The following is a 14466-nucleotide window of genomic DNA, read 5'->3' on the forward strand; positions in this document are numbered from 1 at the left end:
GCGCTCCGCCCTTCCCCGTCCGCCGCCTGGAAGAGAGCCGCCCTGAACCATCCCGCCAGCACCGTGCGCCCGTCAAGGACGCGCAGCAGCTCGGGCAGCACCTGGTCGAAGGTGGGCGCGTCGACGACCATTTCGTCACGGATCCCGTGTCCCGGAGAGCGTGATCGGCGGCGGCCTCAGGAGAGTCGCCGCCGATCAGGTTCGTCAGCGCATATCCGTGAGGAGGGTGTTGAGTTCAGCCTCCTGCTGTGACGGCGACATCGGCGGGTTCGGGTGGTCGATACCGAAGGTCTTCAGGACCTGGTCCATCTGGGCGTCGATGAACGTCCAGCCAGTGTTGTCCAGCGGCTGCAACGAGGCTTGGTCGGCATCCCAGAGGTCTCGCAGCGACTGAGCAGCTGCGTGGGCCCCGGTCGCGTTCCCCGACTGTGCGTCCTTGAGTGAGGTCGATGCGAGTGTCCTCAGTGCGTCGACCTTCGTGGACGGGAAGTTCTTCACGGCCTGGCCAGGGGCGAGATGAACGGTGGAGGTGGCGTCGGTCTCCGGCGCTGGGCCGACGTGCGGCTGGCTGTGAGCCCAGACCAGCAGGCCCCCGGTGGCGACGGCGAGGAGGCCGAAGCCCGCCAGCGCGATGCGCTCCCTCTGCGGGTTGGCGGTGATCTGCGGGGTGTGCGTAGCGTCGTAGGTCTCGGTCACGTCGGAGCGCGTCACCGTCAGGTAGATGACAGTCGCCAGGATCAGGCCAAGGAAGATCAGGCTGGTGGTGAAGGTGCCCAGCGCAAGGCCGGTCGGGTCGCCCGGGTTCTGAGCGACCTTCGGGGAGGCGAGCCAGTCGCCGATGTTGGCGCCCAGCGGGCGGGTCAGGATGTAGGCGAGCCAGAAGGACAGCACCGGGTTCGCGCCGAACTTCCACAACAGCGTGATCGCCGCGATGAGGCCGAGCGGCAGCAGCACTGAGACTCCGGGGCTCCAGCCGGTGAGCTCCAGAGTCCAGTCGCCGGTCGCGGTACCGAGCGCGAAGGTGACGAGAACGGCGAGCCAGTAGAACGACTCACGCGACGGCGTCGTGACCGAGTGGATCGAGAGGGTGCGCTCGCGCAGCCACCACACGCCGAAGACCACGGCGAGCAGGACCGAGAACACTGCGGAGCTGATCCACAGCGGCACGTTGAGCTGGTCGGTCAGGATGTCGGTGTACAGCGTGCCCGTGACACTGACAACGACCACGGTCAGCCAGTACGGGAATGGGACGTACCGCTTCAGCCGCAGCTGGACGCCCAGAACCACCACGAATACCGCGGTGAAGATCCATGCCGTGTTCACCAGGCCGACGCCCAGCTTCATGTTGATCCAGTCGGCGAAACTCTCACCGACGGTCGTGCACAGGATCTTGATCACCCAGAACCAGATGGTGACCTCGGGAACCTTGTTCAGCATCAGCCGCCCACTGCGGTGCGTGCGGGCTTCGCTCGTCGTTGTCATGCGACGAGGTTGGCTCGGCCAACCTGCACACAACCTGACTACGCGATCGCCTCTGGCGCGGGGAAGGTCACCTCGACGCGACCGTGACCATCCGCGATCGCACGGACTGCCACTCCCGCGGACGCGGCGAGACGCTTTACCACGGCCAGTCCCAACCCGTGCCCGTTGCCGCTGGTCACGCCCGCTTCGAAGACCCGGTCGACCTCCGCCGGATCGAACCCCGGGCCATCGTCGAGGACATCGATCACGACCCCCTGGGGCTGGATGCGCGCCGTGACCCAGACGCGCGAACTCGCATGCCGCAGGCCGTTCTCCAGCAGGGGTGACAACACAGCCACGACGAGCTCGGTTGCCACGGCGACATCGACGTTGGTCGGGATGGCGAGTTCGATGGAGCGACCGGCGATCGCCTGTCGCGCCGCCGCCCTGAGATCGCAACGGGTACCGCCATCGATCCGTGTCCGGGCGGTACTCAGAATCGTCGTGATCGCCGTGTTCAGACGGTCGACCTCGGTCAGAACAGACTCCGGTGCCAGACGATGACCGGAAAGTTGCGCCAACTGCGCCTCGCCCCGCAGGGCCGTCAAGGGCGTCCGCAATTCGTGGGCGATCTCATCGGTCAGCCGGCGCTCGTCCGCAAGCGCGTTGTCCACGCGGTCAAGTAGGCGATCGAGAGTTCGCCCGAGCTCCCCGAATTCATCGCGAGGAACGCCGAGGTTGAATCGGCGCCCGTGTTCGTGATCGCCCCAGTCGTCGGCGAGAGCGGCCATTTCGTGGACCACCCGCAACGCACGACCCACCACGAGGTGTGCGACGACGCCGGCGAGCAGGATCGAGATGCCGCCCAACATGAGCGACATCGTCAGGCTGCGCTGCTCCGACGTCTCGTACGGCGTCAGATCCACCCTCACGACTGCCATGACGTGGTGGCCTTCGAGCCGGATTGGCTCGGCATGCAGAAGGTAACTGCCGACCGTGGTGGTTTGGGACTGCCCGGAGCCGGCAAGCGCCTCGACGCGGTCAAGGACGCCGCCCGGCACGATCCCGTCAACAAGGTGCCCATCGGCATACACCCACGAGACCGTGTCCAGCGCTTCGTTGCCGCTCTCGATCAGCACGACGTGGCCACCGCGTACGGCTACGTTCGCCGCCACCGCCTCTGCACGTGTATGCGCCAGAGCGTTCGCGTCGGCGTCGGTCACCTGGCTCAGCAACACGTGTGAGACCACCACCAGCACTGCGACCACCGCAGTCGCGATCAGAACCGCAAGCGCGACGACCCTTCCACGGAAGCCCGTCACTCCCATCGATAGCCCACCCCACGGACCGTCGCCAGGCGATCGGCCACGCCCAGCGCACCGAGTTTGGTCCGTAGCCGGCGAACGAAGGAGTCAAGGGTGTTGTCGCTGACCTGCGCGCCATGCGGCCAACCGGCAGCAACGAGGGCGTGGCGGCGTACGGCGTCGCCCTGCGAGGCGATGAGCCTACCCAACAACCGAAACTCGGTCGGCGTCAGGCTCTCGCTTGTCGAACCGTAGATCACGACATGTTTCGCCGGATCGAGAACGACGCCCCTTGGTGGGGTCGTCGCGGTCGTTCTGCGTAGCAGGGCGCGGACCCTCACCAGCAACTCCGGGATGTCGAACGGTTTCGTCATGTAGTCGTCGGCTCCCGCCTCGAAGCCGCCCACCTTGTGATGCATGCCATCCAGAGCGGTGAGCATCAGCACCGGGGCATCAACGCCACGTGCCCGCAGCGCCAAGCAGACATCGCGGCCATCAGCGTCCGGGAGCCCTAGATCCAGGACGATCAGGTGAGGGATCGGCTCAAGGTGCCGCAGCAAGCTGTCCGCCGTAGAAGCGACTGCGATCGTATGGCCGTCGTGCTCAAGTGCACGCTTGAGGACGTCGCGGACCGCTGCGTCATCCTCACACACCATGATAAAGGCCACACGCTGACCCTAGGTACTCCAGCGAGAGTTCTCCATTCCGCCTAGTCAGCGCACTGGTGGTCCGCGAGATCCGTAACGGCGTCTACTTGCGGTGCGGCTGGACGGTCCTCGCCCCCGGCGAGCGCTTCGCGCTCGACCGCATCGTCCTGCCCTTCTGGTCCGCCGCCGTGCTGTGCGTCACGGTGGCCGCCACGATTCTGCCGCCCCCTGCGCATGATCCTGGTGCCGCGCTTCGCCACCGACCACGCGCGCGTCGGCGTCACCGCCATCGACATCCGCGCCGTCAACACCATGGGGACCCGATTCGCCCCCGCACTTCGCCGGCCGCACGGCCAGGGCGCCTCCAACTGGTGGACCATCATCTCCGGCCCCGCCACCCTCGCCCCGCACGCCTCCGCCGCCGGCGACCTCACCGCGACCGCCGGATTCGGCTACCTCGGCTCGGTCGTCCTCTTCGCCGTGGCGATCTGCGTTCCCGCACTCGCCAACCGTTTCGGCGCCCTGGCCGCCGTGCCCGCCTTCTGGACGGCGTACGTCATCACCCGCCCCCTCGGCGCATCCCTCGCCGACTGGATGGCACTCGGGCACGCCCGTGGCGGCCTCGGGTTCGGCCTCGGTCCGGTCACCCTCGCTTGGACGGTCGCCATCGCCTGCTTCGTCGGCTACCTGGCGGTCTCGCGCAAGGACACGTACTACGACAAGTAGGAGGTGAGCGGGTAGCCTGTACGCAACGACGGTGAGGGAAGGCGGACGGCGAGGTGGCGGGCCAAGGAGACGAGGAAGCCCACGAGGCATCCGGCAGGCGGGCGCGCGGCGAACTGGAGAGCGATGTGCTCGCCGCGCTCTGGGCGGCCAACGGGCCGCTGACCGCGCGGGATGTCCGGGGACGGCTGCCGGGCGACCTCGCCTACACGACCGTACTGACCATCCTGTCCCGGCTATACGACAAGGGCATGCTGGCACGGCACCGCGAGGGCCGTGGCTATGCCTACGAACCGGTCCGCGACGAGGCGTCGCACACCGCCCAGCGCATGCACTCCCTGCTGAAGGGCGGCTCCGACCGTCAGGCGGTACTGGCCCGCTTCGTCTCGGAACTGTCCGAACAAGACGAGCACCTGCTGCACCAGGTGCTGTCTGGGCACGACGACATACTCCCCGACAGCCGACGCTCACCCGGCAAGCGGTGAGCCGGTGCTGATCAGCGTCTACATCCCTTTCCTTGTCACGGCGACACTCGCCGTGCTCGCGCCCCCCGTGGCGCACCGGCTGCCCCCGCGCCCAGCGGCCCTGGCGCTGGCCTGTGCCGCGCTGGTGACGGCGGCAGGCTGGGCGGGATCACTCGCCCTGCTGGCTTTCACCAGAGTGGCGCAGATCCCGCAGATCGCCGAGGAAGGCCGCTGGTCCGTGTCCGCCCTGCGCTCCCAGGACCCCGTCTATGCCGTCGTCGCGGCCGTCAGCACCCTGGTGCTCGCGGTCTGCGTCGTCTCCCTCGGCGTGGCCGCCGTCCGGCAGGGCCACCACCTGCTCCGGGCCCGGCGGGAGTGCGCCAAACTGCCCGGGCACACGGAGCTAGCCGTACTTGATGACGACGTCCCGGTGGCCTTCGCGCTGCCTGGGGCACCGGGCCGGATCGTCGTCTCCCGGGGGATGCTGCGCCGCCTCGGTGACGCCGAGCGCGAGGCGCTGCTCGCCCACGAGCGGGCGCATCTGCGCGGGCGTCACCACGTCTTCCAGAGCGTGTGGCGGCTCACGGCCGCTCTGAACCCGTTGTTGCGGCCGGTGGCCGTCGCGGGCAACTTCGTCCTGGAGCGCTGGGCCGACGAGGAGGCCGCCGAGCGGGTCGGTGACCGTACGGTCGTCGCTCACGCCGTGGGCCGCGCCGCGCTGGCATCCACCGGTGCGTCCCGTCCCGCCGCGCTGGCCGCGACCGGCGGGGTGGTGCCCCAGCGGGTACGGGCCCTGCTGGCTCCGCCGCCCGCCCGCCGGAGCCTGCCCTTGCTGGCGGGCGGTCTGCTGCTGGCGGTCTGCTGCGCGAGCCTGGCCAACGCCGCCTCGGACAGCGACCGGATGCTGGACAGCGCGCAGTGGGCACTGTGCACGGCACATGCCGACACCACCACCGCCGCGCCGACCGACCACGACGATGACCCTGGGCACGGACCGCACGGCTGCTGTGCCGCCCCCGATCGTCCGGAGCATGGAGAGCGGTACTTCTGACCTGCCCGGCGCCGGTGCTCACCCCGTCACGCGGTCGCCCGGACGGACCGGCAGGAGCTCGGTGAACGGGGCCGGTGCACGGCTCGCCAGGGCGAGCCGGCCGCCGAGCGAGAAGGACAGTTCACGGGCGAGCGCGAGCCCGATGCCGGTGCCCGGCCCGGCGCCGGTGTGCAACGACTCGGCGGCGCCTGCGATCCCGATCGCCTTCTACGCCGGGTGTGCGTCCGCCGACACCGGCGGCCACGGCGGCGACGGCGCTCAGCCGGCGGTCGAGCAGGAACAGCGCGGCCACGCTCGCGGCGGCAACGGTGGCGTGCCCGCTGGGGAAGGCATAGTCCGAAGGTGCCGGGCAGGTGTCGACGAGGTAGGCGTGGGGCATCGACCGGCAGGGCCGCTCTCCGCGACGAGCTTCTTGACGACCTCGGCGGCGGCGAAGGCGGTCAGGACGGCGACCGGCGCGGCCAGCGCGAGGGTCATCGCCTGCGGGCCACGGCGCCGTGCGGTCCACCAGCCCGCGATCATGAGGATCGCGAAGACCCCGAGACGGCGAGCGGGACGAGTCCACGCGGTTTGCCAGGCTCATCTGATCCCGGGAGTCGACTACCGGCCTGCCTGTTCAGCGACGTGAATTCACCGCCCGGGAGGCCATCTGGTCACCGACGTCACGCCCGTCCGGGGTCGGACGCGGACGGGGCCCGCCCATCCGGGGTCGGACGCGGACGGGGCCGCCCGTCCGCCGCGGGTGCATCACGGTCCGCCCCGGCCAGGACGGAGGGCGCCCGGCGGGTGCGCAGCCACTCGATGGCAGGAGGCAGCAACCCGGCGGCGACTACAGCGCCGATGACTGGCGCCAGGTATGCCACCCCGTGCCGCCCGCTCTCGCCGAGCGCGTAACCGGCAAGCACCAGCGACTGCGACCAGACGATTCCGGCCAGGGATTGCCACAGGGTGAAGGATGCGGCCGGCATGCCCAGCAGCCCGGCCGCCGGGTGGACCAGGGTGCGCACCACCGGGACAAACCGCCCCAGCAATACCGCCCGCCGGGGCCCGTAACGCGTGAACAGCGCCTCGGCCCGGCGCGTGCGGGCCTCACCCCGGCTCCCCGGCCGGCGCAGCCGCATCGCCCGGCCGCCGCGCCGCCCCAGCCAGAAGCCGGTCTGCGCGCCGGCGAGCGAACCCACGCCTGCGCATGCCAGCACCAAGGGCAGTGACAGCCGGGCCGCACCGAGCGTACTGAGTGAGCACGCCAGTCCGGCCGGCAGCAGCAGGGTGTCACCGGGCAGGAAGACGCCCACGGCGGGCAGGGCGGTCTCGGCGAAGACCACGACCAGTACGGCCCACGCTCCGGACCTCGTCAGCATCGCCTGCGGATCCAGTGCTGTCCCAATGGTCGTGAGACCTGGCGCCATCGGCGTCCCTCCCCTCGGTGCACCACCGCTGCCTCTGCATCTCGTAGTGACTTGACCGGCATCAACCGGGATGCCGAAGCCTGGGTCGCCGCCGGATTCCCATCCCGCGGCGACCGTTTCCTAAGTTCTACATCATGTAGTAACTTCGCCTCTCAGTACCACAGCGGTCGAGTCGTGGCCCTGGCCCGCGCACAGGCGCCGCCTCGGCCTGCCCGCAGTGCCGTCTGGGCCGGGGCATGCCCGGCGTGCCCCGTAGCCCATCAGGAGGCTGATCGACCGTGGTCCACCGTGACGACCTGGCGCCGGAGTCGGCGCCCTCGCCGTCCGCCGCACCGCCGCAGGGCGGTGCTGGGCGGATCGCGATCATCTCGGCCGGTGTCGGCGCGGGACACGACGGTGCGGCCGCAGGGCTGGCCGAGCGGCTGGCCGAGTACGGGTTCCTGGTGGACCGGCACGACTTCCTCGACCTGCTGCCCACCGGTACGGGCCGGCTGGTGTGCGGTACCTACCATCGCATGCTGACCTGGATACCGGACGGCTACCAACGCCTGTACGCGGCCACCGACGGGGCCGCACGCCCCGGCGCGGTGTGGCGGGCACTGTTCCGCGCAGCCGAGCAACGCACACTGCGGGCGCTCGCGCCGGACACCCGCGCGGTCGTCTCAACCTACCCCGGCGCCAGCCAGGTCCTCGGCGCGCTGCGCCGGCGCGGCAAGCTGACGGTGCCGGCCTTCACCTACCTCACCGACTTCTCCGTCCACACCCTATGGGTAGCCCCTGGCATCGACGCCCACTTGGCCGTGCACCCGGTGCCGGCGGCCCAAGCCCACGTACAGGGCGCGGCCGCCGCCACTGTCGTCGGTCCGGTCACCGATGCACGCTTCACCCCCGCCACCGCCGGGCAACGGGCTGCCGCCCGCGAGCGGTTCGCCCTGCCCGCGGACGCGCCCCTGGCCCTGCTGGTCGCCGGGTCGTGGGGGGTCGGGCCGGTGCGACGGGCCGCCGCCGAGATACAGGAGACCGGGGTCGCGGTGCCCGTGGTGGTGTGCGGACGCAACGAGGCCCTCGTGGAGGAGTTGCGCGGGGACGGCATCGAGCACACTTTCGGCTGGGTGGACGACATGCCCGGGCTGATGCACGCCTGCGACGTCCTGGTGCAGAACGCGGGCGGACTGACCTCTCTGGAGGCATTGGCCGCCGGGCTGCCGGTGGCCAGCTACCGCTGCATCCCTGGTCACGGCCAGACCAACGCGGACGCCCTGGAAGAAGCGGGCCTAGCGGCCTGGATCCGCGACCCGGCGGACCTCGGCCCGGTGCTGGCCGAGCTCCTCCACGGACCGCGCGGTCGGGCCCAGCGCGCGGTGGGACTCGACCTGCACCGCCTGGCTCCCGGACCGGTGACCGCCATCGCCGCCAGAACCGGGCAGCAGCCCACGCCGGACGCACAGCCTGCGGTGAGGCGCTTTCCCGGCCGACGACGGATCGCCCTGACGGCCTTCACCGTGGCGGCCACGGCCTGTCTGGGCGTCGCCGCCCCGCTGGCCTACGCCTACAACGAGACGCCCGCCCGCTTCACCGCCGTCGCCCATTATCTGGATGGAGACGGACGATGACCCCGGCCCGTCTCGCCCGTGCCGCGGCGCTCGCATCGGCAGCGGCGGTGCCCGCGCTCGCGGCATTGCACGCGGCACCCGTGATCTCCACGTTCGGGCCGCTGCGCAACGTGGCCATGCCGCGCCTGGCCGGCCGAGGCCGGCCGGATCACGTCGCGCTCACCTTCGACGACGGCCCCGACCACCTGTCCACCCCGCACTTCCTCAACTTCCTCGACGCACGCGGGCTGCGTGCCACCTTCTTCCTGCTCGGGTCGATGCTGGCCCGCTCACCGGAGCTGGCTATGGAAATGGCCGCGGCCGGGCACGAGATCGCCGTCCACGGCTGGCACCACCGCCCGCTGCTGCTCCGCGGTCCCCGCGCCGCCTACGACGACCTCGCCCGCGCCCGCGACGCCGTGGCCGACGTCACCGGCAGGCCACCCGTACTCTTCCGGCCGCCGTACGGGGTGATGAGCAGCGCCGCGCATCTGGCCTGCCGACGCCTCGGCCTGACCCCGGTGCTGTGGACCTGCTGGGGCGAGGACTGGCGCAGGCGGGCCACCCCTCAGTCCGTCGAGCACACCGTCCTGACGAACCTGCGCGGTGGCGGCACCATCCTGCTCCACGACTCCGACTGCACCTCCGCCACCGGCTCCTGGCGCACCACCCTCGCTGCGCTGCCCCGCATCCTCGACACCTGCCAGGAACGCGGCTGGCAGGTCGGCCCCCTGCGCGAACACGGTGTCCCCGGCCTGCCCCGCCGGTGAGCTCGCCACTCGGCGAGGTGGTGTCGCTACGCCGAAGCTCGCGGTGGTTCGGGCCGGAAAGGTGGCGCGGGAGTTGTGCGGTCGGGCGGCCGCCCGCCTCGCCGGCCTGCCGGCCGTGCCCGTTTCCCGCAGCACCGCGCTGCGCCATCTGCGGCGCCTGCCGCTGCCCAGGCAGGCGGTCCCGCGGGTGATCGGCGTGGACGACTTCGCCCTGCGCCGCCGCCTATGCCACGATCATCACGGATGCCGAGACCGGCAGACGCGTCGCGGTCCTGCCCAGCCGCGAGGCAACGACGTTGGAGACCCGGCTGCGCGAACGTCCCGGAGTCGAGGTCGTGTGCCGGGACGGCTCGGCCACCTACGCCGAGGCCGTCCGCCGTGCCCTGCCCGACGCGGTGCAGGTCAGCGACCGATGGCGCCTCTGGCGCAACCTGTGCGACAAAGTCCTGCTCGAGGTCCGTGCCCACGCCGGCCAGCTGGGCCACCATCAACCCACCCCGCCCCGGCGGAGTACGCGAGCAGACCACCGCGAACGCTGGAACGAGATCCACCATCTGATCGGCCAGGGCGTCGACCTCCTCGACTGCTCCCGCCGACTCGGCCTGGCCCTGAACACTGTCAAACGCTACGCCCGCATGCCCCAACCCCAGGCCCTGCGCGTCGCTCCCGGCTACCGGCCGACCCCCGTCGACCCCTATCGCGCCTGTCTGCGTGCCCGCCGTGCGGCCGACCCCGCAGTCCCCGTCACCCAACTGCTGTGCGAGATCCGAGAGTTGGGCTACACCGGCAGCGCCAAACTGGCGGAACTGCGCCGGCTCGCCGCGTCGTTCACACGGACCGCGACCCGGCTTCAGCACCTGCTCCAAGCTCAGGAGGCGTTCGCCTCCGACGTGTCACACCAGTTGGAGACACCCCTGACCTCACTGCGCCTGGAGAACTTCGAGCCGCACCTCGCCCCCTGCGCCCAGGACAGCCTCGACAAGGCACTCGGGGAGCTGGAGCGCCTCAGCCGCATGGTGCAGGGGCTGCTCGCTCTCGCACGGCTGGAAATCACCGAGATCCGGGCAGAGGCAGCCGACCTCACGGCCGGTTTCGGATGCCTCCGAAACCGGCCCTCACCTGCGACTGTCTCCAGTCGGGACGACAGGATTTGAACCTGCGACCCCTTGACCCCCAGTCAAGTGCGCTACCAAGCTGCGCCACGTCCCGTCGCGCTCCCGCGTGTTCCGCGGGGGCGCGCAGGCAAACCCTACCGCACTGGTCTGAGGAGCCCTCATCCGGCCGCCCGCGCCGGCTGCCGGCCGACCGCGGCGCCCTACTCCGGCGGCGTCGGCGTGTCGTGGGTGCGGTACATCGCCTGGACGTCCAGCTCCAGTTGTACCGTCGGGCCCACCACCGCGATGCCCCGGGCCAGCATGGACCGCCAGTTCAACGCGAGGACTTCAGGTGCAGCTCCGCCTTGGCCAGGGCCGCGCAGCGCAGTTCCTCGCCGTAGCCGCCGTTCACCATGCCGAGGTACGTCGTGTCCAGCGCGACCGAGCGGCTCACGCCGTGCATCGTGAGGGAACCCTGCAGGGTCCACTTGCTGCCGCCCCGGTATGCGAAGCGTGTGCTGGCGAAGTCGATGTACGGGAAGCGCTCGACGTCCAGGAAGTCGGCGGACCGCAGATGGTTGTCGCGGGTGTTGTTGCCAGTGGTGATGCTGGAGGCGTCGATCCGGACGTGGACGCGGGACTGTGTCATGTCCTGGGCGATCTGGATGCCCCCGTCGAAGCGTTCGAAGCGGCCGTGGACGTTGGCCATACCGACGTGCTCGGCGACGAAGCGGATCGCCGTGTGCGGCGGGTCGAAGAGCCAGACGCCCTGCATCGGCAGCTGCTGGGCCTCGGCCGGCTGCAGCCAGATCCGCTCGGTGCGCGCCGCCGTGCCGGCCACGATCTCGACGGTCTCTCGGTGCGGCCTGAGGCCCTCCGCCGCGACCAGCAGACTGTAGTGGCCGGGCGGCAGTGCGGCGAGGAAGAAACCGTACGGGTCGGTCGTGCCACGGGCCGCGACGCGGTGCGTGTCCAGGGCGGTGACGGTGACGTCCGCGGACGCCATCGGCGAGCCCATCGGGTCGACGATCTCGCGTGCGACGGCGCCCGCGCCGGGCGGGAGGGGGAGCGAGAGGCCCGCCGCCTCGGCTGAGGCGCCCGGGGGCCGCCGACGCCGGAGGAGTGCGAGGGCCATGATGTTCACCTTTCTTCGGTGGCGCAGCCGTGCGAGCGGCGGCTCGGAGCACGCCGAAGCGGCCGCGCCTGCATGCGGTCCCCCCCTTCTCGATCTTGCATCGGACCGCGCCGCCGCGGGTGTCTCATTACGAGACAGTTCATGCGACAGGGTGCGAGCGCCGTCGTGAAGGCCCCCTAGGCCGCGGAGGTCTCCGGCGGCCGTCCCTCGTACGCCGCCCTCAGCACGCCCCGCACCCCGTCCGCCGTCACCGGGCGCGGGTTGGCGTACGGCTGGGCCGTCACCTGGGCGGCGGCCGCCGTCACGTCGGGCTCCGCCAGGCCGAGTTCGGCGAGGGAGCGCGGCGCGCCGAGGCGCCCGCCCAGCTCCCACAGGGCGCGCGCCACGTCCTCGGCGCCGAGCGCCCGCCGCAGCGCGGTCACCGCCTCGGGGGCCGCGGGCGCGTTGTAGGCGAGGACGTACGGCAGCACCACCGTGTGCGTCTCCGCGTGCGGCAGCCCGAAAGTGCCGCCCAGCACATGGCACAGCTTGTGGTGCAGCCCCATCGTGGTCGAGCCGAGACAGGCCCCGCACAGCCATGCCCCGTACAGTGCGCGGCTGCGCGCCTCGAGGTCGCCCGGGTCCGCGACGAGCAGCGGCAGCGCCTCGGCCATCGCCCGGGTGCCGTCCTCCGCCATCAGCTGGACCAGCGGGGAGGTGTCGGGGGCGTACAGCGCCTCGACGGCGTGGGCGAGCGCGTTGATGCCGCTGGTCACGGTGAGCGGTACGGGCAGGGAGAGGGTCAGTTCGGGGTCGTAGACGACGCTGCGGGGCTGGACCTGCGGGTCGCGGCCGGTGCGTTTGGCCCCGTGTTCGGTCAGCCCCCACACGGGGGTCATCTCGGAACCGGAGTAGGTCGACGGCACGGCGATCAGCGGCAGCCCGGTGCGCAGCGCGATCGCCTTGCCGAGGCCGATCGCGGAGCCGCCGCCGACCGCCACGCACCCGTCGGCGCCGGCCGCCCGCGCCGCCTCCACGCCCCGGTCGGCGACGTCGGCCGGTACGTGCATACGGGCCTCGGCGTGCAGTCCCGCGCAGGCGTCGCCGAGGGCGTCGGCGACCGTCCGTGCGGTGGGCTCGCCGCGGCTGCCGGAGATCACGAGCAGCCGCCGCAGGCCCAGACGCGTGGCCTCGCCCGGGGTCGCGGTGACGGCGGCGCCGGGCCGGAAGACGACCCGCACGGGCCGCGTCTCGTAGGTGAAGTCGGTGGTGAAGGTCATGTCGCACGCTCCAGGACGAGGTCGAAGCGGGCCTGCCGGAACGGGTTGGGTACCCCGAACTCCCGTGCCTGGAACGGGTCGTCGGTGACCGTGAAGTCCTGTACCAGGCTCTTCTTCACCGCGAACACGGCGTCGGAGTCCAGGTAGTCGCTGCCGGCCACGAAGATGTGCGTGGTGACGGGGGCGTGTCCGGCGGCGGTGGCGATGAAGTGGATGTGTGCGGGGCGGTACGGGTGCCGGCCGGTGGCCCGTAGCAGTGCGCCGACCGGGCCGTCGGTGGGGATGGGATACGGGGCCGGTACGCAGGTGCGGAACCAGAAGCGGCCCTCGCAGTCGGCGGTGAACAGTCCGCGACCGTTGCCCGCGGGCTGGAGGTCCGGCTGCTGCACGTCGTAGTGGCCGTCGGCGTCGGCCTGCCACACGTCGAGGACGGCGCCCGGCAGGGGTGTGCCGTCCTCGGAGAGCACCCGGCCGCTGACCACGCACGGCTCGCCGCTGCCCACCAGGTTTATGTCGTCGCCCAGTTGGCGCACCGGTGACTCGGTCATGTGGAAGGGGCCGAGGACGGTCGACTCGGTGGCGCCCGGTGCGCGGTGGCCGTTCAGGGTCTCGACGAGCGTGGAGACGCCGAGGACGTCCGACAGCAGGATGAACTCCTGACGGGTGTCCGTGCAGGTCTGCCCGGTCGCCGTCAGGAAGCCGACGGCCTTCTCCCACTCCTCCTGGGTGAGTCGCGTCTCGCGCACGAAGGCGTGCACATGGCGGATCAGGCCCGTGAGCAGCTCGCGGAGCCGGGGGTCGGCGGTCGCGCCGATACTGGCGACGGCCTCCTCGGTGACCGTGTCCTGTCCGGCGGTGCTGTCGATGGTCATGCCGTGCTCCTCGTCGTCCACGACGTACCTGTCGCTTCCTCCATGATCCCGCGTTCAGGCGTGTCCGAGGATGCGCCGCAACGCCTCGCACAGCAGTTCCCGGGCGTCCGGGGCGGCGGACGCGTGCCGGAACGCGACGAAGCCGTCGGGCCGCACCAGCAGGGCGCCCGCGTCGGAGATCTCGCGCAGCCGCGCCCAGTCGCCGTAGGGGTCCTCGTACTCCTGGCCCGGGCCGATCACCACGGTGGCGATCTCGGTCTCCTGCGCCTTGGCCGCCCGTACCCAGCACTCGCCGCCGATGCCGGTGAGCAGGGTGAAGCGGCCCTTGCCGACCGTGTCGAGGGTGGACAGGGTGCGGGTGTCGGCGGTGATCCAGGCGTGCGGGAGCCTGGCGCCGGGGCGGGAGGAGGGCTGGTGGTACAGCTCGGGGTCGCGGGTGAAGCCCGGGTCGCTCGGGCGTCTGCGGGGACAGCCCGTCGAGCGCTTCGAAGATGGGCGCGGTCTCGCCGATGGACCGGTTGGCGCGGGTGACGATCTGCTGGCCCACGGGGGCGCGCTCGGCGGTGTAGGACTCCAGCAGCTTGGGGCTCGCCGTGCCGTCGAGGACCAGCTTCGGCTTTTCCAGGCCAGGTTGTAGGAGTCCTGCATGGAGGTGTTGGAGCCGAGGCCGTTGGACGGCGGGTGG

11 protein-coding genes, 1 tRNA gene and 5 pseudogenes are annotated in these 14466 nt (G+C 71.4%); 7 read left to right on the plus strand and 10 right to left on the minus strand.

Annotated features, from left to right (window positions below; translation table 11 throughout):
• Positions 1–204 precede the first annotated feature (204 nt).
• Genes AB0N14_RS13170 through AB0N14_RS13180 form a run of 3 tightly spaced genes read right to left on the minus strand, consistent with a single transcriptional unit; the run spans position 205 to position 3433 of the window.
• Positions 205–1482: a hypothetical protein gene (locus AB0N14_RS13170; RefSeq protein ID WP_366025741.1), complete on the minus strand. Its 1278-nt coding sequence runs from the start codon at positions 1480–1482 to the stop codon at positions 205–207.
• A 38-nt stretch (positions 1483–1520) separates the two neighbouring features.
• The gene (locus tag AB0N14_RS13175; RefSeq protein WP_366025742.1) at positions 1521–2789 is read right to left on the minus strand and encodes a HAMP domain-containing sensor histidine kinase; all 1269 of its coding nucleotides are present in this window, start codon (positions 2787–2789) and stop codon (positions 1521–1523) included.
• Positions 2780–3433, minus strand: coding sequence for a response regulator transcription factor (locus AB0N14_RS13180; protein ID WP_366025743.1), 654 nt, complete (start codon positions 3431–3433; stop codon positions 2780–2782). The genes AB0N14_RS13175 and AB0N14_RS13180 overlap by 10 nt, the downstream gene beginning before the upstream one ends.
• 393 nt (positions 3434–3826) lie before the next feature.
• Between AB0N14_RS13180 and AB0N14_RS13185 the strand changes: the two are divergent.
• The 3 genes and pseudogenes from AB0N14_RS13185 to AB0N14_RS13195 form a co-directional block, all read left to right on the plus strand.
• A pseudogene (locus tag AB0N14_RS13185) lies at positions 3827–4138 on the plus strand (hypothetical protein); the annotation flags it as partial.
• A gap of 53 nt (positions 4139–4191) precedes the next feature.
• Positions 4192–4620 carry a BlaI/MecI/CopY family transcriptional regulator gene (locus AB0N14_RS13190; protein WP_366025744.1) on the plus strand — a complete coding sequence of 143 codons (429 nt, stop codon included), beginning with the start codon at positions 4192–4194 and terminating at the stop codon, positions 4618–4620.
• Between the two features lie 4 nt (positions 4621–4624).
• On the plus strand, positions 4625–5650 hold the full coding sequence (locus AB0N14_RS13195; protein WP_366025745.1) for a M56 family metallopeptidase: 1026 nt from the start codon (positions 4625–4627) through the stop codon (positions 5648–5650).
• An 18-nt stretch (positions 5651–5668) separates the two neighbouring features.
• Here the strand turns inward: AB0N14_RS13195 and AB0N14_RS13200 are convergent, their stop codons facing one another.
• Complete coding sequence (locus AB0N14_RS13200) at positions 5669–5824, minus strand: hypothetical protein (protein ID WP_366025746.1); 156 nt, start codon at positions 5822–5824, stop codon at positions 5669–5671.
• A gap of 488 nt (positions 5825–6312) precedes the next feature.
• The gene (locus AB0N14_RS13205) at positions 6313–7011 is read right to left on the minus strand and encodes a DedA family protein (protein ID WP_366025747.1); all 699 of its coding nucleotides are present in this window, start codon (positions 7009–7011) and stop codon (positions 6313–6315) included.
• Positions 7012–7337: 326 nt separating this feature from the next.
• Here AB0N14_RS13205 and AB0N14_RS13210 point away from each other — a divergent pair, with 326 nt between their 5' ends.
• The 4 genes and pseudogenes from AB0N14_RS13210 to AB0N14_RS13225 form a co-directional block, all read left to right on the plus strand.
• Positions 7338–8672: a glycosyltransferase gene (locus AB0N14_RS13210; RefSeq protein ID WP_366025748.1), complete on the plus strand. Its 1335-nt coding sequence runs from the start codon at positions 7338–7340 to the stop codon at positions 8670–8672.
• Positions 8669–9421 (plus strand): polysaccharide deacetylase family protein, encoded by a 753-nt coding sequence (locus AB0N14_RS13215; RefSeq protein ID WP_366025749.1) that lies wholly within the window; start codon positions 8669–8671, stop codon positions 9419–9421. The genes AB0N14_RS13210 and AB0N14_RS13215 overlap by 4 nt, the downstream gene beginning before the upstream one ends.
• Before the next feature lie 61 nt (positions 9422–9482).
• A pseudogene (locus AB0N14_RS13220) lies at positions 9483–10212 on the plus strand (transposase); the annotation flags it as partial.
• A 12-nt stretch (positions 10213–10224) separates the two neighbouring features.
• Positions 10225–10470, plus strand: a pseudogene (locus AB0N14_RS13225) (histidine kinase dimerization/phospho-acceptor domain-containing protein); the annotation flags it as partial.
• Positions 10471–10556: 86 nt separating this feature from the next.
• Here the strand turns inward: AB0N14_RS13225 and AB0N14_RS13230 are convergent.
• The 5 genes and pseudogenes from AB0N14_RS13230 to AB0N14_RS13250 form a co-directional block, all read right to left on the minus strand.
• Positions 10557–10630, minus strand: a tRNA-Pro gene (locus tag AB0N14_RS13230).
• A 106-nt stretch (positions 10631–10736) separates the two neighbouring features.
• Positions 10737–11650, minus strand: a pseudogene (locus tag AB0N14_RS13235) (YceI family protein).
• Positions 11651–11826: 176 nt separating this feature from the next.
• Entirely contained in the window at positions 11827–12909 is a 1083-nt protein-coding gene (locus AB0N14_RS13240; RefSeq protein ID WP_366025750.1) for a maleylacetate reductase, read from the minus strand.
• Positions 12906–13781: an intradiol ring-cleavage dioxygenase gene (locus AB0N14_RS13245; RefSeq protein WP_366025751.1), complete on the minus strand. Its 876-nt coding sequence runs from the start codon at positions 13779–13781 to the stop codon at positions 12906–12908. Before AB0N14_RS13245 ends, AB0N14_RS13240 begins: the two co-directional genes overlap by 4 nt.
• Before the next feature lie 54 nt (positions 13782–13835).
• A pseudogene (locus AB0N14_RS13250) lies at positions 13836–14465 on the minus strand (FAD-dependent monooxygenase); the annotation flags it as partial.
• Between the last annotated feature and the right edge of the window lies 1 nt (position 14466).

Source organism: Streptomyces sp. NPDC051104, assembly GCF_040682835.1.
Classification (GTDB): Bacteria; Actinomycetota; Actinomycetes; order Streptomycetales; family Streptomycetaceae; genus Streptomyces; species Streptomyces cynarae.